Source organism: Endozoicomonas sp. SCSIO W0465 (genome assembly GCF_023716865.1).
Lineage (GTDB): Bacteria > Pseudomonadota > Gammaproteobacteria > Pseudomonadales > Endozoicomonadaceae > Endozoicomonas.
In genome coordinates, this window is record NZ_CP092417.1 from 5,619,113 (window position 1) to 5,641,572 (window position 22,460).

A 22,460-nucleotide genomic window follows, 5' to 3' on the forward strand; every position below is an offset into this window, starting at 1 on the left:
ATTCTACACGGCTGTCACGGCAACCACAAATGACCCTTATCAATGCAAGTAAAAACCACAACAAAAAGCTAAAAATCGAAACCGCTTGCAGCAAATTGTGGCAAATCCACACTTTCCCGGACAAAGTTGATCAGTTCGAGATGAACTGGAGAGAACTCTCCAGCCATTGAGAAAGTAGTCAGGTAGAGAACTGCTGAAGGCTGTCCATTAAATTTTTATGACTAAAACGGTCCGTAACCACTGCATTGCCAATAGCATCCAGAAGCACCAACCGCAATTGGCCATCCAGTACTTTTTTATCCACCGCCATTAGCTCAAGAAAGCGCTCCGGCGAAATACCGGCAGGAGGCATGACCGGCAGGCTCACCGACTCAAGCAAAGCGACAAGACCATCGACGTCTTCTCTGGATATATTCCCTTCCCGACAGGAAAGATCAGCTGCCATCACCATACCGGCAGAAACCGCTTCACCGTGCAACCAGGAGCCATAACCCATATGGGTTTCTATTGCATGGCCAAAGGTGTGTCCAAGGTTAAGAATGGCACGGATACCGGACTCGGTTTCATCCGCCTCGACCACTCGGGCTTTGTCCTGGCAGGATTGATGGATGGCATAGGAAAGTACCTCCGGGTCACGATCTCTCAAACGCCCGATATTTTCCTGTAACCATTGATAAAATGGCTTATCACAAATCAAGCCATATTTGATCACTTCTGCCAGCCCCGCTGAAAGCTCCCGATCTGGTAAGGTGTTCAGTGTCGTTGTATCAATAATGACGGCATTGGGCTGATAGAATGCTCCGATCATGTTTTTACCCAAGGCATGGTTGACCCCGGTCTTTCCCCCCACCGAAGAGTCAACCTGGGAGAGCAGAGTCGTTGGCACCTGAATAAAATCCACACCCCGCTGATAGCAGGCCGCCGCAAAACCGGTCATATCCCCGATGACACCGCCACCTAATGCCAGTAATGTTGTTTTTCGTGTATGCCGTTCCTGTAAAAGCTGATCAAAAATAAGGTTGAGTGTGTCAAGATTCTTATACTTTTCACCATCCGGCAAAGTGATTACCGTTAACTCATAATTTGCCAAGGTGTGCTTGATAAGATCCAGATAGAAAGCTGCAACTGTCCCGTTGGTAACAATCGCAACACGCCTGCCTTTGATATAAGGCTGAAAATAATCAGCGTTTGAACAGAGTTCAGAGCCGATAAAAATGGGATAACTTCTCTCCATCAGATCGACTTTAAGTTCCAACATGGCTGATTACTCCCTCACTGTTTTTCCAAACCAACGGTTTGAATAATTTTTTTAATAACCTGGCGGGGTGATAGGATGGCTGTGTCCAGAACAAGGTCTGCAATCGACCGGTACAGCGGATCACGCTCTTCAAGCAGCCTGGTCAGAACCTCTTCGCGATCTGGTCGTTGCAGCAGTGGACGACGCTTATCTTTTTCTGTTCTCTGCAACTGGATTGACACCGGTGTACTTAAATAAACAACAAAACCATTGGTGCTCAAGTTCCGCCTGTTTTCTGATTGGCCAACAGCACCCCCACCGGTTGCCATGACCACACCTTTTTGACAGCAAATCTCTTCGATGACCTGGCTTTCTCTGTACCGGAACCCCTGCTCACCTTCAACATCGAAAATCCAGGGAATATCTGCCCCACTGCGCTCTTCAATGACATGATCCGAGTCAAGAAAGGGACGGGACAGCTCTTTAGCCAACATCCTGCCGATGGTACTTTTGCCAGCCCCCATGGGCCCAATCAGATAGATATTTGTTAATGGCATGCTCTTTGCCAGCCTGACTTCCTGCCTGTGTGCAGCGAGCGTAGCGCATCGTAAGCAGTTATGACAACAAAAAAGCGGGAGCAGCTGCTCCCGCTTTCGTGAATTTCCCGGTTGTGGTTATATCGACAGTGACGCCTACCGCTTCGCCTCCGCAGCCCTCCCTGAGAACGAGGGAATATGAGGCAGTTTAACGCAATGAAACACCTTCAGTAACGATTCTTGGGGTAATAAAGACCAGTAGTTCTTCTTTATCATCACTTTCTGTTTTATTGCGGAACAAGCCACCAACCCAGGGAATATCTCCCAACACAGGTACTTTAGTAATACCTTGTTTCTTGCTCTGCTTGAAGACACCACCTAGTACAACGGTTTCACCATCTTCAACCAGCACCTGAGTAGTGATTTCATTGGTCGAAATAATAGGTACATTATTGGATGCCTGATCGGTGGTATCGTCATTATTGATTTTGATATCCATAATGACCCGACCATCCGGGGTAATCTGTGGTGTCACCTCCAGTCCCAGCACTGCATCCTTGAACGCCACAGAAGTAGCTCCACTGGAAGTTTTCTCTTCGTACGGGATTTCTTTACCTGATTTGATCACCGCCGTTTTCTTATCTGCTGTAATGACTTTTGGTTGTGAAATTACTTCACCGCCGCCATCACTCAACAGGGCAGAAAGCTCAAGGTTCAAAATGGTGCCTCCATTGGTGGAAAAGCCAATGGCAATAGCACTTGAACCCGCTCCGGTTACACTCAGGTCAGTGAAAACATTATCATCCTGACCACCACCAACAGAAAAGTTGTCATCTTCTCTTGAGCCAGCCCATTTGACCCCAAGATCTTCTTTGAAATTGGAGCTGAGCGTCACGATACGAGCTTCAATCATAACCTGACGAATGGGAATATCCAGTTGATCAATCAGCTCTCTCAATTCATCCAGCTTGGCCTGAGTATCCTTGATCAACAGACTATTGGTTCTTGCAACCACCTGAACCGAGCCTCTTTCTGTCAGCAGACTGGCACCTTCTGCTCCCTGCAAGACCGTGGCAATTTCTGCAGCGTCAGCGTAATTAATCTGAACCAGATCGGTATATACCGGGGCTAATTCACGAATCTGTTTTTCGTTTTCCAGCTGCTCACGCTCACGTGCTGCAATTTCCGCAGCCGGGGCCACGGTGAGAACATTACCTTCCAGTCGCTTATCGAGCCCTTTGGCCTTAAGCACAATATCAAGTGCCTGATCCCAGGGAACATTCTGTAACCGCAGGGTAACATTGCCCCCAACGGTATCCGACGCAACCAGGTTCAGATCGGTAAAATCAGCGATTAACTGAAGTACGGCCCGGACTTCTATATCCTGAAAGTTTAACGACAGTTTGTCACCTTTATAGGAAAGCCCTGCACTTCTTCTACCGCGATCTTTAGGGTCTGGAGCCTTGACACTGACCGTTAACAGATTGTCTGTCTGATAGGCCAGATACTCAAACTCCCCCTTGGGCTCGATAACAATAATGCTGTTACCATCCTCAACAGTTGCATCAATAAACTTAACCGGTGTTGCAAAATCGATAACATCCAGGCGGTTTCTCAAATTCTTTGGCAATACATCACCCTGGAACTCCAGACGGATACGCCCCCCCTGCTCATTCATATCCATTGGGATCTTGTCATCGGACAGGGCAATGATGACCTCACCTTCACCATCATCACCTCGCTGAAAATCAATATCGGTGATGCCTGTTTTGATCTCAGCTGCTTGATCAGACGGTTCGCTCTCCGGGGCTGACTCCCTTTGTACCGCAGCGACACTGTTATCCTCGCCAAGATAAATGCTGAGCGTCCTGCCATCAGACTGGCTACTAAAGCGGGTAGGTTGCTGAAGATTAATGACCAGACGCGTTCTGTCACCAGCCTCAAGTATGGTCACGCTCTTGGCATTATTAAAACCAATCTCATTATACTTGGGGAGTTCACTGCGGGTAAAAGGCAAGTCTATGGAAATCCTGGGAGGCTTCTCAATACTGTAGCCATGAGCAACCGGCGCTTCGCCATCAAAGATCAAACGTAGCTCAACCATATCACCCGGCAATGCAGCGGCATCCATATTTTTCAGGACGACACCCCACGCGGAAATAGGCAACACGGCCAGCAACGTATACAGAAGCCCTCGAACAGCCCTGGCCTGCAACAGGGGACTAATATTCATCTAACTTACCTATTTCAGAATCAGAATTGTTTTTTTCATCGGCATCATTGCTAAATAATCCAGCCAATCAGGCCACGATGACTCAAAACCAGATCCTTTCATACTTCAAAGCCCCCAAATAGAAAACCAGCATCCATGCCTGAAAACAACCAGCCAACCCAGCGGCGAACTGTCAACCGCTCAGGGTATGACAGCAGCACACTTATTGGAAATATGATGATTAATTTACAATAATGGAAGTAAAGTCATTGACTGTTAAAGTTAACGCGGAGAACCCTTGGTCGTTCAATCCAATACCTTGGACCAGCTGGAACAATCTCGGTCACACGCAACTCTTGGTCATCAATGTAAGTAATACGACCATGGTTACGCCCCAGGAAATCCCCCACACGAACCCGGTGAACACCATCAGCCCCTCGTACCAGCCCCCAGAATCCTTCCTCATTACTGATTGAGCCCACTAAACGGAACGAATCCATTTCAAACTGCTCCAGATACTGTTTAACACGGTATGGGTCCGGCTTGATGTTGCTATTGATCTGTTCTGTCGTCAATTCAATTCTCACGGGCTGCTTAAAAGGACTCCGCATGGCTGATGCCTGATAAGTAAAAGCCTCATATGGTCTGAATTGGGGCAATGGCTCAATATTACCCATAGGACGATCCCTCATCTCTGCCATATAGTCATCAATGTCTTTATATCCCTGATGACCACCATCCGAGCATCCAGCAAGAATCAGCGCAGTACCCGCAACAATTACCAGTTGAAGCAGCTTCATCATAGCCCCCCTTGATCATTGTAACGGTAAGTTTTTGCAAGGATGCTCATGGTTAACTGACCACTCTTGCCCGGACGAATCTCAAAATCATGCAAGGTAACGATTCGCGAAAGACTGGCGACGCCACTAACGAAGTTACCCAGGTCGTGGTAAGTACCCGTCACGCCAATACTTATTGGCAGCTCAATATAAAATTGGCTGACATTTTCATCCTGAAGTTTTATTTCCTCGATCTGAAGACCAGCACCGCGTCCAGTGAAGGTGATATCCTCCAGCAGACCGGGAACCTCTGTATCACTGGGCAGTTGTTTCACCAGGGCACCAAAAGAGTTTTCCATTTCCGCCATCTGTTCACGGTAGGCTTGCAGGTTTGCAGACTGGAATGCCCTGATTCGATACTGCTCACGTAAATCCTGTTCTTGGCTGGCAGCAACATCATACCGTTTCTGCATACTGGTCAGGTGAAATTGATAACCAAACCCCAGGATTAAAACCAATGTCAGAACACAGGCAACGACTCTGACACCCATAGGCCATGAACCGATGTTATCAAAATCAATGTCATTCAAATCAAGCTCATTCAGCTTTTGTAGAGAATCTGCAAAGCTCATAGTCCCCCCTTGGCCTGAGTGGGATTGATCTGCTTAACCGTTAGATCAAACTCATTCCAGCGCTGACTGTTTGCTGCTACTTTCCTGACCGCCGTCAAATTTGGCTCAGTAAACCATTCAGAGTTATCAAAGTTTCTCATCAAGGCAGAGATTCGATTATTGGACTCGGCAACCCCAACAAGCGTCAGGCGATTTCCCTCCAGCGTTATCTGCTTGAAATAAACCCCCTCAGGCACCACGCGTGCAACCTGGTCAAATATACGAACAATCACAGGTCGGTTTCCCTGCAGATTTTGAATGACCTGCATCCTCTCCAGCAGTTGCTCTTTCTTGGTTCTCAGATCCTTGATTTCACTGATTCGATGATTAAGCAGCGTAATTTCATTCTGCAGATATTGGTTACGGCTCTGCTGGTGGCTAATGTTATGGCTGATATAAAAATCGCCAATAAAGACCAGGCCAATACCAACCAACACCGTTACCGCCCAGGCAGCAATGAAACGTTGCTTCCGCTCTTTCCTGAGTTCTTCACGCCAGGGTAAAAGGTTAATTCTTGCCATCAGTCGAAACTCCTCATGGCAAGGCCGCAGGCAATCATCAGAGATGGTGCCTTACTGGCCAGTTGGTCGGTATCCACTTTCCCAGCCATGGACATTCCGGCAAAAGGGTTTGCCAGTCTGGTCGGAACCCCCAGTTTATCCTGAATCATTTCCGCCATATCTGGGATTGATGCGGAGCCTCCTACCAGCGCAATAGCATCTACATCATTGAACTGGCTGGAGGAATAAAAGAATTGCAGTGAGCGTGATACCTGCTGAACCACCGTTTCCCGAAATGGTTCCAGAACTTCTGGTTCATAATCATCAGGCAGCCCCCCCTTACACTTGGCTTTTTCCGCTTCTTCAGGGGTGAGCCCGTAGCGGCGCTGAATTTCATCAGTCAGCTGACGTCCACCGAACAGCTGCTCACGGGTATATACGGTTTTACCCCGACTGATCACATTCAGTGTGGTTTTCGTGGCGCCAATATCGACGACTGCAAGCACCGGATCCTGATCTGGCAGGTCAAGCTGGTCTTCAATTAACTCGCATGCCCGCTCCATGGCAAAGGCTTCTACATCAACGACCCTGGCAGTTACTCCCCCAAGCCGAAGTGCCTCCTCGCGCATTTCAACATTGTCACGACGACAGGCCGCCAGCAAAACTTCAACCCGCTCGGGGTTTTTCTCGTTCAGGCCCTGAACTTCAAAATCAATAGCCACTTCATCCATGGCGTAGGGGATGTACTGGTCTGCCTCAACAGTGATCTGGGTTTCCATCTCATCTTCACTGAGGGAAGCATCCATATCAATGGTTTTGGTAATGACGGCAGATCCTGATACAGCCACTGCAGCGTTTTTCAGGCCTGATCTTGATTGGGAGAGAGCCCTTGATATAGCTTCACCGATGACATCGACTTCATGGATATTATTTTCGACAACAGCCCCCGGCGGAAGGGGCACAACACCGAAAGCTTCGACTCGGTAACCGCTGCCCCTCAGCCCTAATTCAAGGACCTTGACAGATGTCGAGCTTATATCCACCCCTAAAACGGCACTTGATTTTTTTTTCAGCAGCCCAAACACTGGTGCAATCCTTGATTATTAGTTATGAAAACAACTGCCCTAATTAAATAACAGTCTGTATAATTTCGCAATTAAAGCCGCCATTCAGCCAACCCTAAACACTGGATTTATAAGGAAATCCTTCTGCAACCAAAGACTGCGCCATGTACAGGAAAACCACATTTTCAGCTGAAGGCCATTTAACCGTATAATACTCAGTCACGAACGGCTGTCAGGACGACTCTTGTTATGACAAGACAGTTTAACAATGTCACAACTTCAGCCGGTGGCCTTCGCTTTATCAGGATGCCCTAACAGCATGAAACGGTCGGTTAAATTGGTTAACTTCATAAAGTTCCTGTTCTGGTCACTATTAACAGTAGCCAGTGGGACTCTGCTTGTCAGTGCAAGCGCCTATTTATACCTCAGTCCTTCACTACCTTCTGTGGAATCGTTGCGAGACGCCAAATTACAGACACCTCTGCGAGTCTACTCTCAAGATAATCTGCTAATTGCCGAGTTCGGCGAAAAGCGCCGCTCCCCCATTCAGTTTGAAGATGCCCCCACACACCTGATTAAAGCCTTTATGGCTGCCGAAGATGACCGCTTTTATTACCACCCCGGCGTTGACATCATGGGCCTGATAAGGGCCGCTGTTCAACTGGTCAGTACAGGCAGTATTCAATCTGGCGGCAGTACAATAACCATGCAGGTGGCCAAGAACTTCTTCCTGAGCCAGGAACGGGTGTTTTCAAGAAAGTTCAATGAAATCCTGCTCGCTTTGCAAATAGAACAACGACTGTCCAAGGATGAAATCTTTGAACTCTATCTCAATAAAATTTATTTGGGAAACCGCTCTTATGGTGTAGAAGCCGCCGCACAGGTTTACTATGGCAAAGCCATCAATGAGTTAAATCTGGCTGAGATTGCCATGATTGCCGGTCTGCCAAAAGCACCTTCCCGCTATAACCCGATCAATGACCCCAAGCGAGCCCTGATCCGACGAGACTGGATTCTGGGCAGAATGAAAGATCTGGGCTATGTTACCCATGAAGAGTATGTCGATGCTGTCAGCCAGCCGGTAACTGCACGCTATCATGGTGCAAAAATCGAACTGGAAGCACCTTATATAGCCGAGATGGTTCGACAGCACATGGTCGAGCAATATGGCCCGGATGCCTACACTGAAGGCTTTAAAGTCTACACCACCGTCAGCAGCGATCTCCAGAAGGCGGCCAACCTTTCAGTAGCCAATGGGTTAATGGCCTACAATGAACGCCATGGCTACCAGGGACCGGTTACCAACCTGTTTGATGATATTCCGGAAGAAGGCTGGCAGCAGCGAATCAACAAAACCCCATCTCCTGGCATTTTGTTACCGGCCATGGTCACCCGGGTCGGCGAAGAAGATGTGGAAATTGGCCTGAAAAATGGCGATAGCGGGAAAATCAGCTGGGATAATCTGAACTGGGCAAAACCCTTTCTGGCTGTAAACAGTTTTGGTCGCACGCCCAAAACGCCTTCCGATGTTCTGAAAATTGGAGACCAGATATGGGTTAGGGTCACCAAAGATGGCAGCTACCGTCTGGCCCAGGAACCTCAGGCACAGGCAGCTCTGGTTTCAATGAATCCTGAGAATGGTGCCATTCTGGCTCTGGTAGGTGGGTATAACTTCTATAACAGCATGTATAACCGGGCTACTCAGGCCATTCGTCAGGCAGGCTCTTCTTTCAAACCCTTTGTGTATGCTGCGGCCATTGCCAACGGCATGACTGCGGCAACCATTGTCAATGATGCGCCGATTGTCTTTGATGACGCAAACCTTGAAGACAGCTGGCGTCCAAATAATGACAACATGAAGTTCAATGGCCCCATGCGACTGCGTGAAGGTCTCTATCGCTCAAGAAACCTTGTGTCTATCCGCGTTCTGCGTCAGGTGGGTATCAGTAAAACCGTCAACTACCTGAAACAACTTGGCTTCAAGGAAGAGTCTTTAAGCCGGGACCTGTCACTGTCTCTGGGCAATGTTTCCATGACACCGCTTGAACTGGCTTCTGGCTATGCCGTTCTGGCTAACGGCGGTTTTCGTATTCAACCCTGGTTCATCCAACGAATTGAAACCATCGATGAGCTCTTTTTTCAGGCCAACCCGGCAACAGCCTGCAATGAAAGCTGTATTGCCAGCCTGAATAAAAACATCGTGGCGATTCAAGGTGAAGAAGACAACACCGTTTCCAGCAATCCAGAGAATGAGGAAATGCTGATTCAGAAAATTCCTTCACAAACTGAATCCAGCGACCAACCGGTAATCGCCAAATCCGTTATGTCACCTCAGGTTAATTACATCATGAATGACATCATGAACGATGTAATCTGGAAAGGTACAGGGAAGCGGGCCCGGGCATTAAAGCGGCATGATATAGGTGGCAAGACCGGAACCACCAATGACAGTAAAGATGCATGGTTTGTCGGATTCAACCCGGATGTCCTGACTGCCGTCTGGATGGGCATGGACGACTTTTCAACACTGGGGCGCTGGGAATATGGAGCAAATGCAGCCCTGCCCATCTGGCTGGAATTTATGCACACCGCCCTTGACGGCAAACCGGAATATAAACCACCCCAGCCGAAGGGCATGATCACCCTCAAAATTTCACCAGAAACCGGAATGCTTGCCGTACCCGGAGACCCCAACGCTATTTTCGAGATTTTCCGCCAGGAAAACGCTCCACAACAACTCAGTGATGAAGGTCTGCCATCTCTTGGCGAGATGGACCAATTTTCACCCGAAGATCTTTTTTGATCAGTCTATAATCACTCGTAAATAGCTAATGTCATCCCCAAAGCTATTTACGACATTAGTTTGGTGTAGATCAACACCCTGCTCTTATAAACCAGACATAGTGTTCAGCTCTACAGTGAATGGAGCTGCACACCGTGTCATCCTTCCTCGATATGCTGAATACGTTTGTTGCTGTCGCAGAAAAAGGGTCTTTCTCGGCTGCTGCCCGAAGTTTGGGCAAGGCTCAGTCCGGTGTCAGCACCGCCATCAGCAACCTTGAAATCGACCTTGGTGTTGAGCTTTTTGACCGTTCTCATCGAGTCCCGGAGTTAACTCCGGCGGGCAAAGCACTGTTAAGAGAAGCAGAAGCGGCACTGATGCAGGCAACCCGATTAAAAGAACACGCCTACCGGTTAAGTGCAGGGGAGGAAGAGGAGACGATCAATCTCGCCTTGGATGAATCACTACCCTACGCCAGTGTCTCAGCCATTTTCAAAGAGTTTGCCGAGGTATTCCCCGATGTATCAATTAACATTGAACACACTTCTTCCATTCAGACTATGGCTCGACTGAGTGACCGCAGTCTCAATATCGCGATCCTCTTAAGCCAGGATCAATATAAACAGCCGCTGCGATTCCAGCGCATCGGACGCATGTTAATATCCGAAGTCATTCACTGCAGCCACCCTTTGGCATCTCGTACAGTTGTTACCACGGGCGATCTGGTTGAATACCGACAGCTGATCTATAGCCGCTCTTTAAATACACTGCTAAAGCAGGAACATCTGCTATCTACAAGACAATGGTTTTGTGATAACTATGGAGCCCTGATCGCCATGATTAACCAGGGACTTGGGTGGGCAGCCATTCCTAACAGCTTGGTCAAGGAGAGGCTGGAAAGTGGCGAGCTGAAGCGAATCAAGCACGAAATGTACCCTTACACGCAGTGGGAGGTCAGCATTGATATGGTATGGAACTCGCTTGCAAACGTTGGGAAAGGAGGCCTCTGGCTGCAGGAGCGCTTTGCCAGAGAACCTATATACTGTGCCTGAAGCTAAACAAGTAAAAACTTCAGGCATAGTGCTTTATAGAATCAGGCAACCTGTTTCCAGAATGTGTAATGGGGTTTAAGACACTCTTCTGCCAATACTCCCCCTGTGATTTCTATCTTACGCTGCCCACTGTTTAATACCGTGTCACAGGAAAGACTGCAGGTCGGATTTTCCGGATGATTGCCTGTGCATTCAAGCAACTGCTTTTCTGTGAAGCCATAGACAACACGACCAATGCCAGACCAGTAGATACTGCCTGAGCACATGGCACAAGGTTCACCATTAATATAGATGGAGCATTGATTCAAATATTCCTCACTGTATTTCATGGAAGCAGCTGTTGCCAGATTTCTCTCAGAATGTCCGGTTCTGTCACCCGTAGTCACTACCGTATTTTCCGCCTCCAGAAGTATCTCCCCTTCCGGACTCACCAGAATGCAGGCAAAAGGGTGATTACCATTGGCCACAGAACGTTCTGCCGCCTTGATAACATGACGCATTAAATCTTCGTCGTTCCGCATTTTCTCTTTCCCTTTTTTAGAAATTAATATTCACACCTGGCTGTCTGGCTGCCAGTAACAGAATCCCCATGTTGAGATCCCACACCCTGAAAGCAGAATGACATCGCCCGTCATGGCAACCGGACCAGCACCAAGACAACTCATGAAAGACCCAACACTCAGCACAACAATTCCACCCAACGCCAATAATTTATACATAATCAGGCTTCCTGCGTTTTTTGATGGGTAACCAGATGCTCATTACCGCTGTTCAGCATTCTCAGATGGCTGGCCTTCATAATCAGGGCGTATAAAAGCGCGGCACCCAACATGGCATTCAGCGATGCAAAGCCAATATCAATAACTAGCGCAACACCAATACCAACCAGCCAGGCAAGAATTGCGTAAGGGTTAATCGTTTTAAAGGAAAGACTTTCGATATGATCCGGGTACTGTTTATTCCAGAGATAATAGAAATCAACAAGGACTATACCAGTCAGTGGCGGAACAATAATCGACAGGCCCGTGAGCATGCCAAAAACAGCTCCGATCTCATAAGGTTTAAACAATGACAACACAGAGGCTAGCATCATTATACCGATCATAATGGTTTGCCTTGAGACTGTTGGGAAAACACTGCTCAGGGTCAGACCAACGCTGTAGAGATTGGCACTGTTGGTTGTCCATAAATTGGTAGAAAGAAGCACAAAGGCAGGCACAACCAGCCCCAGACCAAAAAGAATTTCAACCAGGTCCCATTGCTGAGAAGCTGCCCCCACAATAGCGCCCACTCCGATAATAAAGCTGTTAACAATTAACAGCCCTGTGACACAACCAGCGATGACATGTTTGGTCGAGCGGGCAAACCGGTTAAAGTCCGCAACAGTCGTGGAGGCACCGAAAATCCAGGTACCCAGAACCAACCCAACGGCGGTCATAAAACTCATGGTTTCTTCACCAGAAAATACGGCTACTGTTGCCCAGCCCCCGCTATCCTGAATTGAGCGAATGGCGGTTGCCAGACAGAGCATAATCATGGTCGGTATTGACACCAGCCCCACGATACTCATCCAGCGCATGCCTTTCAGAGCAAACAGCCCCATAAAGAGACAAGAACCAATCATGGCCAGTGCTTCAAAAAACGGACTGAGTTCAAAGTAAACCGCAATCAAGTGACCAAACAGTGCAGCCTGAATGACATACCACCCCAACTGGATAAAGGCGTACATAATGGCAGGAATTTTTGCCCCCAGGCTGCCAAAACTGAACCTGCAAATCAGGGCAAAGGTGTAGCCGGTTTTATAGGCAATGATCGACATCAGTGATGACACAATGGTGAGAAACAGGTTTCCCACCAGAATGGCCCAGAACAAGGTATCCAACGGCATCCCTGCCGCCATACCCGCACCGGCCATCATACTGACCAGAATAAAGACATACCCCACCCACACAGAGGTGATTTGCCAGAACCCTCTCCTGGCATCTCGTGGAACCGCTGTTCGCTCATAGTCACTCATTATTATTCTCCAATGCCGTCAGGGGGCATAACCGTTGTAATCAACGTGAAAATCGCAGCGACAGGCGACATAAAACGTCAAAAAGACAGGGGAGAAAAGATAGGATTTATCAGAAAAACTGATAGGTCATAAAATGGTGAGCGTATAGATGGGATTTTTTGCAATACCGCAAAGCCAAAATAAATAAAGCGAAGGCATCTCACTCAACGCAGTAGAGACAGGCTTCGCTTTAAAAATCGATCAACAAGCGGTGTTGATCAAATATCCGAAACAGAGTTCAAAGGCTCGACTTTAGAGTCTGTATAAAACGATAATTCGGTCAGCTTTTTATAGTGAAGCAAGCCGAAATCAGTGAACTGTTTTTCCAAGTTCGTTATTACTTCCGTTTTTTGCCTAAAAGCCTTTAGTTATGCTGCTTCTGAATTATCCGGTATTAACTGGTCGATCAGATCGCGAAAATTGAACTCATATTTTTGCTTATATCTGTTCCAGCCCTTGCGAATAGAGAACCTCGGAATAATTCCTGAAAGAGCAATTTTCATCATGCCTGCAGTGGTTGTATCCGGGCTTCTCCAGGGTATCCGAGAAATATTCAGACATGCCTGATTTTTACAAACGGTTAATAACTGCAATAATGCATAGCCTGCCATTTTCAAATGCATCCATCGAAGCAGTGTTCGCAATTTCTGCTGCCATAAATGGCAACAGCCAAAAGCATGTTTGAGTTGGTGAAACATTGGCTCTACCGGCCATCTCCGGGAATAGGCACGAAGCACCTCCAGTCCCTCAAGTTCCGGATTGGTCGAGATGAATATTCTGCTTTCGGTCAGACCTTTGTCATTTTCAAAGCGACTCCAGACGACGCGTACTTCACGACCTTTAAGGAATCTGGCGCGACAGATCAGGGTACGATAACGTATTTTGCGAAATTTGCCGTACATCCATACTGTTGCTTTTTCTTCCGGCAGTTTCTTAACCTGTTCTGTCGTCATCTTGATGCCGTACTTTTTTGGGCGCCCTCGCTTCTTTACGGTGGGTGCTGGCGGCAAAGCATAGAGGGCCCGATTTGAAGGTATCTGACCAACAACTTCTATGTTCATTTCCAGAGCTGGCTTTATCAGTGTCCAGTTCATATACCAGCAATCGGTTAGCAGGCGTAGCACTCGATCCTTCACTTCATTGCGTACCACCCTGAGCATGGCCACGGCAATTTTCAGTTTGCTGGTGTTACCTGAAGCTGGTGTCGGAAATGAGATCACCGGTATGGCGGTAAATACTTCATCTGCAGCCCGCTCAAATATGATGGCCAGGGAAACCCAACACTGCCCCCAGATGTACGTCGGCCGATTGCGTTTCTTGCTGTGTTGATGATGTGTACGACAAGCAGGGGCTTTGTCGGAAAACCGTTCGATTACCCAGTCATCAAGCCCCAGGACCACAGGTTGATTCTCAGGAGCTTTGGAGCAGACCAGACGGATCAAGTGGCGTGCCAAGTTCTTCCATTGCCACTTGCCCTGAGATAGCCAGTGGTGGTAGCTGCTCCACACACAATGAAAATCAATTGTTAACAACGCCTGTGTAACAAAGCCGTCGGCTGAAAGCATGCAACCGAACAGCAGTTCGCAGAACGTTGGTACTGCAGTTGATGATAGCGCTCCAGCAAGAAAGGTTGTATATGAAGCGAGCTCCCTGAGGATTACTTGATGATCTGAAGTGAGCATGGCAACCATCTCGAATTTCGTCATTGGGGATGGTTGCTTTTAGCAGATTATGCGCCGGAACTATTGTGCTCTTAAAACTCTAAAGTCGAGTTCAAAGGGTAATGGGCGGGATATTCTGTCCTGGCAACACCAGAGTCAACGGCAGCCCGGGCCACAGCGGCAGAAACCTTACCAAGCAGTCGGGAATCCATAGGCTTGGGAATAATATAGTCCGGACCAAAACTCAGTTTAATACCGCCGTACGCATTCATAACTGCATCAGGAACGGGCTCTTTTGCCAGCTCCCGGATGGCGTTAACAGCCGCAATTTTCATCGCTTCATTAATGCGTGAAGCTCGAACATCGAGAGCCCCCCTGAAAATAAACGGGAAACCAAGGACATTGTTCACCTGATTCGGATAATCTGATCGACCAGTAGCCATAATGACATCAGGGCGAACTTCCTTGGCCAGCTCAGGCCGAATCTCAGGATCGGGGTTTGCGCAGGCAAAAACGATCGGACTTTCAGCCATTTTTGCCAGCTGCTCCGGAGACAGCAAGTTAGCACCGGAAACACCAAGGAACGCATCCGCACCATCAATGGCATCATCCAATGTACGACAAAAAGTCTCAACAGCGAACGTGGCCTTATACTGGTTCAGATCATTGCGCTCTGAATGGATAACACCCTTGCTATCCAGCATCAGAATATTTTCTGGCTTGAAGCCACAGCTGATCAGCAATTTCACACAGGCAATGGCAGCAGAACCAGCACCAAGGCAGACTAACTTCGCTGCTTCAATATTCTTTCCGGCAATTTCGAGCGCATTGAGCATGGCCGCTGCCGTCACTATCGCAGTACCGTGCTGGTCATCATGGAAAACCGGAATATCACAAGCTTCAATCAGACGACGCTCAATTTCAAAGCACTCAGGCGCTTTGATGTCTTCCAGATTAATACCACCAAAGGAACAGGCAATTCGCTTTACGGTATCAATGAATGCCTGGGGGCTCTCGGATTCCACTTCAATATCGATCGCATCAACACCGGCAAAACGCTTAAACAGCAGCGCCTTGCCTTCCATAACCGGCTTACTGGCCAGCGCACCCAGGTTACCCAGACCGAGAATCGCTGAACCATTACTAATCACCGCAACCAGATTACCCTTGCCGGTATATCGATAGGCATCCTCTGGATTTTCGGCAATCGCTCTCACCGGCTCCGCAACACCCGGGCTATAAGCCAGCGAAAGATCCAGCACCGTCTCTGCCGGCTTGGTAATTTCAATCGAAATCTTTCCAGGTTTTGGCAGAGCGTGATAATCAAGAGCAGCTTGCTTCATTTCCATGAGTTTTTACTGATATGGGGAGGAGGTTATATGAAAACCCAGAATATATGATGGAAATAGGGGGGACAAGGTCAATCCTGAAAAGTAACAAGCATATAGTAAAAAGGCGACAGTAGAAACAGTCGCCTTTTTAAAACCTTTCGGTTTTTTGTGCTGCCAGCTCGATTACTTGCGAGCGCCCAGCTTGCCGAAACGCTTGTTGAAGCGCTCGATACGGCCACCGGTATCCATCACCTTCTGAGTGCCGGTGTAGAATGGGTGGCACTTGGAGCAGACTTCAATGCTCAGAGGCTTGCACAGCGTAGAGCGAGTGTTGATTTTGTTACCGCAGCTGCAGGTAACTTCGATGGCTTCGTAGTTAGGATGGATATCCTGCTTCATTTGAGCTTCCTCGAACTGGTGTATGCCGCCACCTGACCTCAATAGAACCTTCTTTTTTCAGGCTCTGGAGACAGGCACCGCAAACGGTATCCACCTCAGCATATCAAGCTGAGAGGGTAAAGAGGCGGGGATATTACCAGAGATTGTGGCTAAGGGAAACCGTCTTATGGTTCATGCCAGCTTTCACTTCCTGTATCATTTGCCCCATAGAAATACCACGATGGAACCTGAATGAGCAACAAACCGGCAGGCACTTCTGACGCAGAACATGATCAATCAACGACTGAACCATCCGTCACCGGTAAGCTCATCTCAGAAAAGTTTATCAGAGTCGCTCTATCCACACCTCTGAGGCAGCTATTCGACTACTTACCGCCAGACACACACTTTAACGCCATCATTCATCCGGGCAGCAGAGTTGTCGTTCCTTTTGGGCCGCGTCAACTGGTGGGTATTGTCTTCTCAATCGAGTCCAGCACTGACATTCCTGCCAGTAAAATGAAGCCCATCATCTCTGTTCTGGATGAAGAGGTACTTGTACCGGAGGATATTATCCAGTTATGCCAGTGGGCAGCCCGCTATTACCATCACAGTGTGGGAGAAACACTGCTCCAGGCTCTACCGAAAAATCTCCGTCTGGGCAAACCGGCATCTTCAGGCACCATTCCCTTCTGGTACCCTCTGGTTCCACTGGACAATGAACTACGGGACCAGCTGAAACGTTCAAAAAAGCAGCTAGCTGCTCTGGCGCTGATTTCTGAATATCCTGACGGCATCAGTGCCACCGAACTTCATGAGTATGGCTTCAGCAAGAGCACATTGAAAGAACTTGCCAAAAAAGAACTGATCCATTTCCGGGATGTTGAGCCCTCCCCATTACTGTTTACAGAAACCAAAACACCGCTGAAATCAGCGCATCTGAAGCTGAATGAAGAGCAGGCATTTGCCTGTGAAGCCATTCAGGATGGCCTCGGTTCCTATCGCACCTATCTGCTTGAAGGCGTTACGGGCAGCGGCAAAACCGAAGTGTATTTACAAGCCATTTCAGCAGCATTGGCCAACGGTAAGCAGACATTAGTATTAATTCCGGAAATCGGGCTCACACCTCAAACCCTCAGGCGCTTTCGCGACCGATTCAATGTACCGGTTGCCTGCCTTCATTCAGGGCTCAGTGATGGTGAACGGTTGCAAGGCTGGCTCGAAGCCGCAAGGGGTTCTGCAGGCATCCTGATCTCCACCCGTTCAGGCATTTTTACCCCAATGCCGCATCTTGGATTGATTATTGTCGATGAAGAGCATGACGGTTCCTATAAACAGCAGGAAAGCCTTCGCTATAATGCTCGAGACTTGGCAATTATTCGTGGCAGCCAGTGCCACTGCCCGGTCGTCCTTGGATCTGCAACGCCCTCTCTGGAAACACTGCACAATACCCATCAAGGAAAATACACTCAGCTTCACCTGAAGCAGAGAGCGGGGAAAGCCCGCCCGCCAGCCATGGAGTTGCTGGATATGCGAAAGCAGGTTCTGAAAGACGGATTATCCACAGAACTGCTGCAAAGAATGGCGGCCCATCTTGGACGAGGCAACCAGGTGATGGTTTTTCTGAATCGACGTGGCTACGCGCCATCCATGATCTGTCATGACTGCGGCACCATTATTGACTGCCCCCATTGCGATGCGCATATGACCATTCACCGCCACCCCCCTCATATGCACTGCCATCATTGCGATCTGCAACAGGCTATCCCATGGCAGTGTCCATCGTGCCGGAGCCGAAAGCTCCAACCTGTTGGCCAGGGTACAGAGCGGACTGAGCAGGTCCTCAGCCAGCATTTCTCCGGCCATCCTGTACTGAGAATCGACAGGGACACCACTCGAAAAAAACAGGCATTGAGCGATATGCTGGAGCAAGTACAGTCCGGCAGACCTTGCATATTGCTGGGCACGCAGATGCTGGCGAAAGGTCACCATTTTCCAAATGTTACCCTGGTTGCCATCATCAATGCGGATGCGGGGCTGTTCAGCTCTGATTTCAGGGGGTCTGAAAGGACAGGACAACTGATTATGCAAGTGGCTGGACGAGCGGGACGGGGAGATAAGCCCGGACAGGTGATTATTCAAACCTATAACCCGCAACACCCTGCTCTCCAGCTTCTGTCCATGAACGACTACAGCCGTTTTGCCAGCAGTCTGTTTATTGAAAGAAAAAGCCTGAATCTTCCTCCGGAGGGATATTTAACCCTGATTCGATCAGAGTCCTTTAACCAGAGGGAAAGTGAAGTTCTGCTCTCCGCATTGAGACACTATGTTGAACAAACAGTTGAACAAACAGTTGAACAAACAGCTGAACAAACCGAGCTGCAGCAGGACAGCAGCAATGTTCGCTTGCTGGGTCCAATTCCGGCTCCCATGGAAAAGCGCCAGGGACGGTACCGCTGGCACCTTCTTATCTATGGAAAAAGCAGAAATCATTTACATGCTGTGGTTAATAGCGTTGTCAGCTACCTGGAAAGCCATCGGCTTCCCAGGCAGCTGAAGTGGACTGTGGATATTGATCCTCAAGAGATGAGCTGACGTCAAAGCCTGCCTGGCCACTAAAGCATCCGCGATATGGCCTGAATCTGCCCACGTTGAAAGTTCTGCATGGCTCTTTCCCGGGCAAACTTCAGGTATCGCTTGAGATCACTATCCGGCAGGGTTCTATAGGTGTAAAGAAAGACATTCCGCATTCTTTCCAGCATATCTTTACGGATATAGAGCTTCTCCTGAGCTTTCAACACCTGGGCTGGCCGCATTGGCTGCTCAGCACCCGCTGGCATGACCTCCCGAAGTATTCTCTGGGCTCCTACTGAAGCACTGGCAGCCAGTTCTGTACTCAACTCAACAGCATCAAGTGCTTCCATTAATGCTTCTATCAAGGTTATCCGGCTATTTCGAGGCTGCTCTGCCGATAGTTTTTCCCGGATATACGCTTCCATTTGCGCCTGATTGACCGGATCATTGGCTTCAGCTTCCAGACGGAGAATTTCCTTACCAAGGGGCGATCCGAACCAGTCAATCAATCGGTCCAACTCACCAACCGATAACGCTTCATCCAGGGTCACTTTCATGGAGGCCCTGAAAAAGTCGGGACTGTAGCGTATCTTGACCACCTGATTGACCGTATCCAAAACCGGTTCGGGAATCGGATAGGTCTGCTCCTGAAGCGTCATACTGTCATGTATCCAGACAAGCTGGCGCTCCAGCCCTGCCTGGTCATAAAGCAGATCTAACAGCTGATGCTTTGCAGGAGATGCCTGTGCATTGGCAACAAAAAGCAGGGAAGCGAACAAACATGCAACTACTAATCTCTTTCCGTCCATAGTCAGAGCCGTGTTGATACTGTTTATAGTGAAACAGGTGTCAGTAAATACATACCAACTCACTGTCTGAAGTGAGCGACAGTGACTGTCTTATCACTGAGACGCCTACACTTACCATACTCTGTTGAGTATCAGTCGTAAAGCTTACTGACAATGGCAGTTACGGCTGTTTCTACCCGTAAAATACGCGGCCCAAGATGAATCCGCTGAAACCCTGCCTGTTCAAGCTTGTCGACTTCATACTCAATAAAGCCCCCTTCAGGGCCTATTGCCAATACAGCGGGTTCTGCAATCTGATGGGGACAGCCCTCGCCACCTACCGGGTGAGCCACAAGACCTCGACGGCCTTGAACTAATGCTGGCAAACGATCTTCGACAAAAGGCTTGAAGCGTCTCTCAACAATCACCTCTGGCATGACCGTATCCCGGGCTTGCTCAAGGCCCAGTATCAATTGCTCGCGCACTTTTGTTGGGCTCAACCAGGGAGACTGCCAGAAGCTTTTCTCGACCCTGTAGCTGTTCATCAGAATAATTTTCTTAACACCAAGTGACGTCAGATGTTGTAGTGAACGCTTGAGCATTTTGGGACGTGGCAAAGCCAGCAGAACAGTCAAAGGCAGAGCCTGAGGCGGAGGGCTATCCAGCTCTACCTCCAATTGCATTTTCTCTGAAGACAATTGCGTGATGACCCCTTTTCCAATCTTACCATTAACCATACCAACACGCAGTTCATCACCTTCACTGGCTTGATGAACGCCCAGCACATGCTTTATCTGCCGCTGATCCAGCTCTGCATGCTGCTCATCAATAAAGTGTTGTTGCTCAAGGAGAAGAAGGTTCATCAAAACAGCCATATGCTGAAAAGCCAGTTATCCGTGAGGAACTTAAACTGGCATATTCAATAACTCAAGTTACGCACCTTGCTGAAAATCAGCCATTATTGGTGGCATGAAAAATGATCTCATAGAACTTTATTCTGACTACCTGTTGTCGTCGTCTGGGAAGACCACTGCAACGGGAGTGTCAGAGCTTTTGGATAATGTCTACAGTCATGACCAATTCACCCGATTGCTTTCAAACAATGAGTTTACCAGTCGTGACTTATGGCTTTACGTTAAACCCGTCGTGCGACAGGTTGAGTGCAGTGATGGGGTTTTGATCTTTGACGATACGATTCAGGAAAAGCAGTTCAGCAAAGAGAATGCCCTGAACACCTGGCATTTTGATCATACAAAAAATCGCACCGTGAAAGGTATAAATCTGCTCAATGCACACTACCATGCCGGAGATGCGTCGATTCCTGTCGCCTATAAATTGATCGAGAAAACCATCCTGTACACCGACTTGAAGACAAAAAAGGTAAGACGATATGCAGAGCAAACCAAAAATGAAATGATGCGGGAGATGCTGATGATTTGCTGCCATAACCAGCTTATGTTCCGCTATGTCCTTGCAGATAGCTGGTTTTGCTCAAACGACAATATGATGTTTATTCGACACGACTGTAATAAACATTTCCTGATGGCGATGAAGTCAAACCGCAAGGTATCCCTCAGTCTGGACGACAAATTACAAGGCCGTTCACAGCGTATAGATACTGTTGATTTTTCAGAAGATAAGCCTGTACAAGGGTGGATAGCAGGTGTCGATTTCCCTGTTCTGCTATACCGTCAGGTCTTTAAAAACAAAGACGGAAGCACAGGCATTCTCTATCTGGTTTGCAGCGATCTTGACTGTGATGCCGAGACTCTCAAGGCAATCTACGAGAAACGGTGGAAAGTCGAGGTCTTCCATAAAACGCTGAAATCGAATGCGTCAATGGCCAAGTCACCGGCGCATACTGTGAGAACACAGAGTAATCATATCTTTCTTTCAATTTACTCAGCCTTCAGGTTGGAAGTATTGTCATTGAAAGTAAATCTGAATCACTTTCAGCTCAGAGCCAAAATCTATATGGCAGGGCTGAAAGCTTCGTTGGGGCAGCTGAGAGAGCTGTTAGCTGCGTAACTTCAGTCAATAAAAGAAAAATCAGGGAATTCAGACAACTTAAAAAGCGTCACCTCTACGATAATCATCCACAAGCCGATCAATCTCATCAAGTACCTGATCAATAGCTGACGGTGAAAGCTTAATATTACCAGATACCAGCTCATTCGGCTATGTTCCCTTTAGTGGTTGGCGTTGTTTTTTTCTTCATACCTTGGAGTAATAAGTACTTAGATTTATTATAGGTACTTGAGAAAAACCAACAGAGCATAGGGCTTGGGAAGAGCAGTGAAAGACCTTGCTCAGTGGATTTCTTAGCTGGCAATGGCTGATATTTAATTTTAATAGCGTTTCAGTATTTCTGTTTAATACCTGAATATCTACAGCTATTAAAACTACCACCAACCATTAAAGGGAACTTAGCCAGCTCATTCCTTAACTCATCCACAGACGAAAAATGTGCCGAGAGCAGTGCTTTAAGGGGGTGAAAACCCGGAACAGGGAGCAGCCAGAACTGACCGTTCTGGATCACTTCAATAGGAACGTGAAACGGCGAATGATGACAGACATGGACAGAACAAGACACTTCCTGTGCATTTGAGAAGTGGGGATATGGCATACTTCCTCCCTGAAGCATCTGTTACAAAGGACAATGCAAACCAAACCTCTCTGTTAAATTATTCTCTCATAAACGCTGATAATTCCGGGCAGAAAACTGGTTATTTCACCCCCTGCAGAATCCTATATACATTCCCACGTAAAGCAGGGGAGGCGAAATTTTATACCAATTTGCTGCCAGCTAAATAACCGCATTGATGCAGGAGCTGGAGAA

19 protein-coding genes are annotated in these 22,460 nt (G+C 48.0%); 4 read left to right on the top strand and 15 right to left on the bottom strand.

The genetic code is table 11. From position 1 onward, the window contains the following. Window positions 1-178 precede the first annotated feature (178 nt). From aroB to MJO57_RS25100, 7 genes are all read right to left on the bottom strand, one after another. On the bottom strand, window positions 179-1,258 hold the full coding sequence (gene aroB / locus MJO57_RS25070) for a 3-dehydroquinate synthase (protein WP_252019668.1): 1,080 nt from the start codon (window positions 1,256-1,258) through the stop codon (window positions 179-181). Between the two features lie 14 nt (window positions 1,259-1,272). Beyond that, a complete protein-coding gene (aroK, locus tag MJO57_RS25075; RefSeq protein ID WP_252019669.1) occupies window positions 1,273-1,794 on the bottom strand; it encodes a shikimate kinase AroK in 522 nt (173 codons plus the stop codon). Between the two features lie 187 nt (window positions 1,795-1,981). Continuing rightward, window positions 1,982-4,006, bottom strand: coding sequence for a type IV pilus secretin PilQ (locus MJO57_RS25080; protein ID WP_252019670.1), 2,025 nt, complete (start codon window positions 4,004-4,006; stop codon window positions 1,982-1,984). A 245-nt stretch (window positions 4,007-4,251) separates the two neighbouring features. After that, window positions 4,252-4,788 carry a pilus assembly protein PilP gene (locus tag MJO57_RS25085; RefSeq protein ID WP_252019673.1) on the bottom strand — a complete coding sequence of 179 codons (537 nt, stop codon included), beginning with the start codon at window positions 4,786-4,788 and terminating at the stop codon, window positions 4,252-4,254. Continuing rightward, window positions 4,785-5,396: a type 4a pilus biogenesis protein PilO gene (locus MJO57_RS25090; RefSeq protein WP_252019674.1), complete on the bottom strand. Its 612-nt coding sequence runs from the start codon at window positions 5,394-5,396 to the stop codon at window positions 4,785-4,787. The genes MJO57_RS25085 and MJO57_RS25090 overlap by 4 nt, the downstream gene beginning before the upstream one ends. Continuing rightward, window positions 5,393-5,956, bottom strand: coding sequence for a PilN domain-containing protein (locus MJO57_RS25095; protein WP_252019677.1), 564 nt, complete (start codon window positions 5,954-5,956; stop codon window positions 5,393-5,395). Before MJO57_RS25095 ends, MJO57_RS25090 begins: the two co-directional genes overlap by 4 nt. Further along, entirely contained in the window at window positions 5,956-7,020 is a 1,065-nt protein-coding gene (locus MJO57_RS25100) for a pilus assembly protein PilM (protein ID WP_252019679.1), read from the bottom strand. The genes MJO57_RS25095 and MJO57_RS25100 overlap by 1 nt, the downstream gene beginning before the upstream one ends. A gap of 298 nt (window positions 7,021-7,318) precedes the next feature. Here MJO57_RS25100 and MJO57_RS25105 point away from each other — a divergent pair, with 298 nt between their 5' ends. Both MJO57_RS25105 and MJO57_RS25110 read left to right on the top strand, forming a co-directional pair. Next, a complete protein-coding gene (locus MJO57_RS25105) occupies window positions 7,319-9,802 on the top strand; it encodes a penicillin-binding protein 1A (protein ID WP_252019680.1) in 2,484 nt (827 codons plus the stop codon). Between the two features lie 152 nt (window positions 9,803-9,954). After that, window positions 9,955-10,833, top strand: a complete 879-nt coding sequence (locus MJO57_RS25110) for a LysR family transcriptional regulator (protein WP_252019681.1) — start codon at window positions 9,955-9,957, stop codon at window positions 10,831-10,833. 41 nt (window positions 10,834-10,874) lie between these two features. On the opposite strand, the gene MJO57_RS25115 is transcribed toward MJO57_RS25110, so the two are convergent. The 6 genes from MJO57_RS25115 to rpmE all read right to left on the bottom strand — a co-directional run bounded on the left by MJO57_RS25115 (window position 10,875) and on the right by rpmE (window position 16,280). Further along, window positions 10,875-11,354, bottom strand: a complete 480-nt coding sequence (locus MJO57_RS25115; RefSeq protein ID WP_256492266.1) for a nucleoside deaminase — start codon at window positions 11,352-11,354, stop codon at window positions 10,875-10,877. Window positions 11,355-11,384: 30 nt separating this feature from the next. Then, window positions 11,385-11,552, bottom strand: coding sequence for a hypothetical protein (locus MJO57_RS25120; RefSeq protein WP_252019686.1), 168 nt, complete (start codon window positions 11,550-11,552; stop codon window positions 11,385-11,387). A 2-nt stretch (window positions 11,553-11,554) separates the two neighbouring features. Next, complete coding sequence (locus MJO57_RS25125) at window positions 11,555-12,850, bottom strand: cytosine permease (RefSeq protein ID WP_252019689.1); 1,296 nt, start codon at window positions 12,848-12,850, stop codon at window positions 11,555-11,557. A gap of 407 nt (window positions 12,851-13,257) precedes the next feature. Further along, a complete protein-coding gene (locus MJO57_RS25130; RefSeq protein ID WP_252017304.1) occupies window positions 13,258-14,595 on the bottom strand; it encodes a transposase in 1,338 nt (445 codons plus the stop codon). Between the two features lie 47 nt (window positions 14,596-14,642). Beyond that, window positions 14,643-15,899, bottom strand: a complete 1,257-nt coding sequence (locus MJO57_RS25135; protein WP_252019691.1) for a malic enzyme-like NAD(P)-binding protein — start codon at window positions 15,897-15,899, stop codon at window positions 14,643-14,645. 165 nt (window positions 15,900-16,064) lie between these two features. Further along, window positions 16,065-16,280: a 50S ribosomal protein L31 gene (gene rpmE, locus MJO57_RS25140; protein ID WP_083232440.1), complete on the bottom strand. Its 216-nt coding sequence runs from the start codon at window positions 16,278-16,280 to the stop codon at window positions 16,065-16,067. A gap of 231 nt (window positions 16,281-16,511) precedes the next feature. Here rpmE and MJO57_RS25145 point away from each other — a divergent pair, with 231 nt between their 5' ends. After that, on the top strand, window positions 16,512-18,854 hold the full coding sequence (locus MJO57_RS25145) for a primosomal protein N' (RefSeq protein ID WP_252019694.1): 2,343 nt from the start codon (window positions 16,512-16,514) through the stop codon (window positions 18,852-18,854). A gap of 20 nt (window positions 18,855-18,874) precedes the next feature. On the opposite strand, the gene MJO57_RS25150 is transcribed toward MJO57_RS25145, so the two are convergent. Beyond that, entirely contained in the window at window positions 18,875-19,642 is a 768-nt protein-coding gene (locus MJO57_RS25150; protein WP_252019696.1) for a DUF2059 domain-containing protein, read from the bottom strand. A 131-nt stretch (window positions 19,643-19,773) separates the two neighbouring features. Next, window positions 19,774-20,484, bottom strand: coding sequence for a 16S rRNA (uracil(1498)-N(3))-methyltransferase (locus MJO57_RS25155; RefSeq protein WP_252019698.1), 711 nt, complete (start codon window positions 20,482-20,484; stop codon window positions 19,774-19,776). Between the two features lie 106 nt (window positions 20,485-20,590). On the opposite strand from MJO57_RS25155, the gene MJO57_RS25160 reads away from it, so the two are divergent. After that, window positions 20,591-21,649, top strand: a complete 1,059-nt coding sequence (locus tag MJO57_RS25160) for a transposase (protein ID WP_252017920.1) — start codon at window positions 20,591-20,593, stop codon at window positions 21,647-21,649. Window positions 21,650-22,460 lie beyond the last annotated feature (811 nt).

Coding starts and splice junctions, on each gene's coding strand:
- aroB (WP_252019668.1), bottom strand. CDS start 1,258: ATGTTGGAACTTAAAGTCGATCTGATGGAGAGAAGTTATCCCATTTTT.
- MJO57_RS25105 (WP_252019680.1), top strand. CDS start 7,319: ATGAAACGGTCGGTTAAATTGGTTAACTTCATAAAGTTCCTGTTCTGG.
- MJO57_RS25150 (WP_252019696.1), bottom strand. CDS start 19,642: ATGGACGGAAAGAGATTAGTAGTTGCATGTTTGTTCGCTTCCCTGCTT.
- MJO57_RS25145 (WP_252019694.1), top strand. CDS start 16,512: ATGAGCAACAAACCGGCAGGCACTTCTGACGCAGAACATGATCAATCA.
- MJO57_RS25090 (WP_252019674.1), bottom strand. CDS start 5,396: ATGAGCTTTGCAGATTCTCTACAAAAGCTGAATGAGCTTGATTTGAAT.
- MJO57_RS25085 (WP_252019673.1), bottom strand. CDS start 4,788: ATGATGAAGCTGCTTCAACTGGTAATTGTTGCGGGTACTGCGCTGATT.
- MJO57_RS25080 (WP_252019670.1), bottom strand. CDS start 4,006: ATGAATATTAGTCCCCTGTTGCAGGCCAGGGCTGTTCGAGGGCTTCTG.
- MJO57_RS25155 (WP_252019698.1), bottom strand. CDS start 20,484: ATGAACCTTCTTCTCCTTGAGCAACAACACTTTATTGATGAGCAGCAT.
- MJO57_RS25095 (WP_252019677.1), bottom strand. CDS start 5,956: ATGGCAAGAATTAACCTTTTACCCTGGCGTGAAGAACTCAGGAAAGAG.
- aroK (WP_252019669.1), bottom strand. CDS start 1,794: ATGCCATTAACAAATATCTATCTGATTGGGCCCATGGGGGCTGGCAAA.
- MJO57_RS25110 (WP_252019681.1), top strand. CDS start 9,955: ATGCTGAATACGTTTGTTGCTGTCGCAGAAAAAGGGTCTTTCTCGGCT.
- MJO57_RS25130 (WP_252017304.1), bottom strand. CDS start 14,595: ATGACGAAATTCGAGATGGTTGCCATGCTCACTTCAGATCATCAAGTA.
- MJO57_RS25125 (WP_252019689.1), bottom strand. CDS start 12,850: ATGAGTGACTATGAGCGAACAGCGGTTCCACGAGATGCCAGGAGAGGG.
- MJO57_RS25135 (WP_252019691.1), bottom strand. CDS start 15,899: ATGGAAATGAAGCAAGCTGCTCTTGATTATCACGCTCTGCCAAAACCT.
- rpmE (WP_083232440.1), bottom strand. CDS start 16,280: ATGAAGCAGGATATCCATCCTAACTACGAAGCCATCGAAGTTACCTGC.
- MJO57_RS25115 (WP_256492266.1), bottom strand. CDS start 11,354: ATGCGGAACGACGAAGATTTAATGCGTCATGTTATCAAGGCGGCAGAA.
- MJO57_RS25120 (WP_252019686.1), bottom strand. CDS start 11,552: ATGTATAAATTATTGGCGTTGGGTGGAATTGTTGTGCTGAGTGTTGGG.
- MJO57_RS25160 (WP_252017920.1), top strand. CDS start 20,591: ATGAAAAATGATCTCATAGAACTTTATTCTGACTACCTGTTGTCGTCG.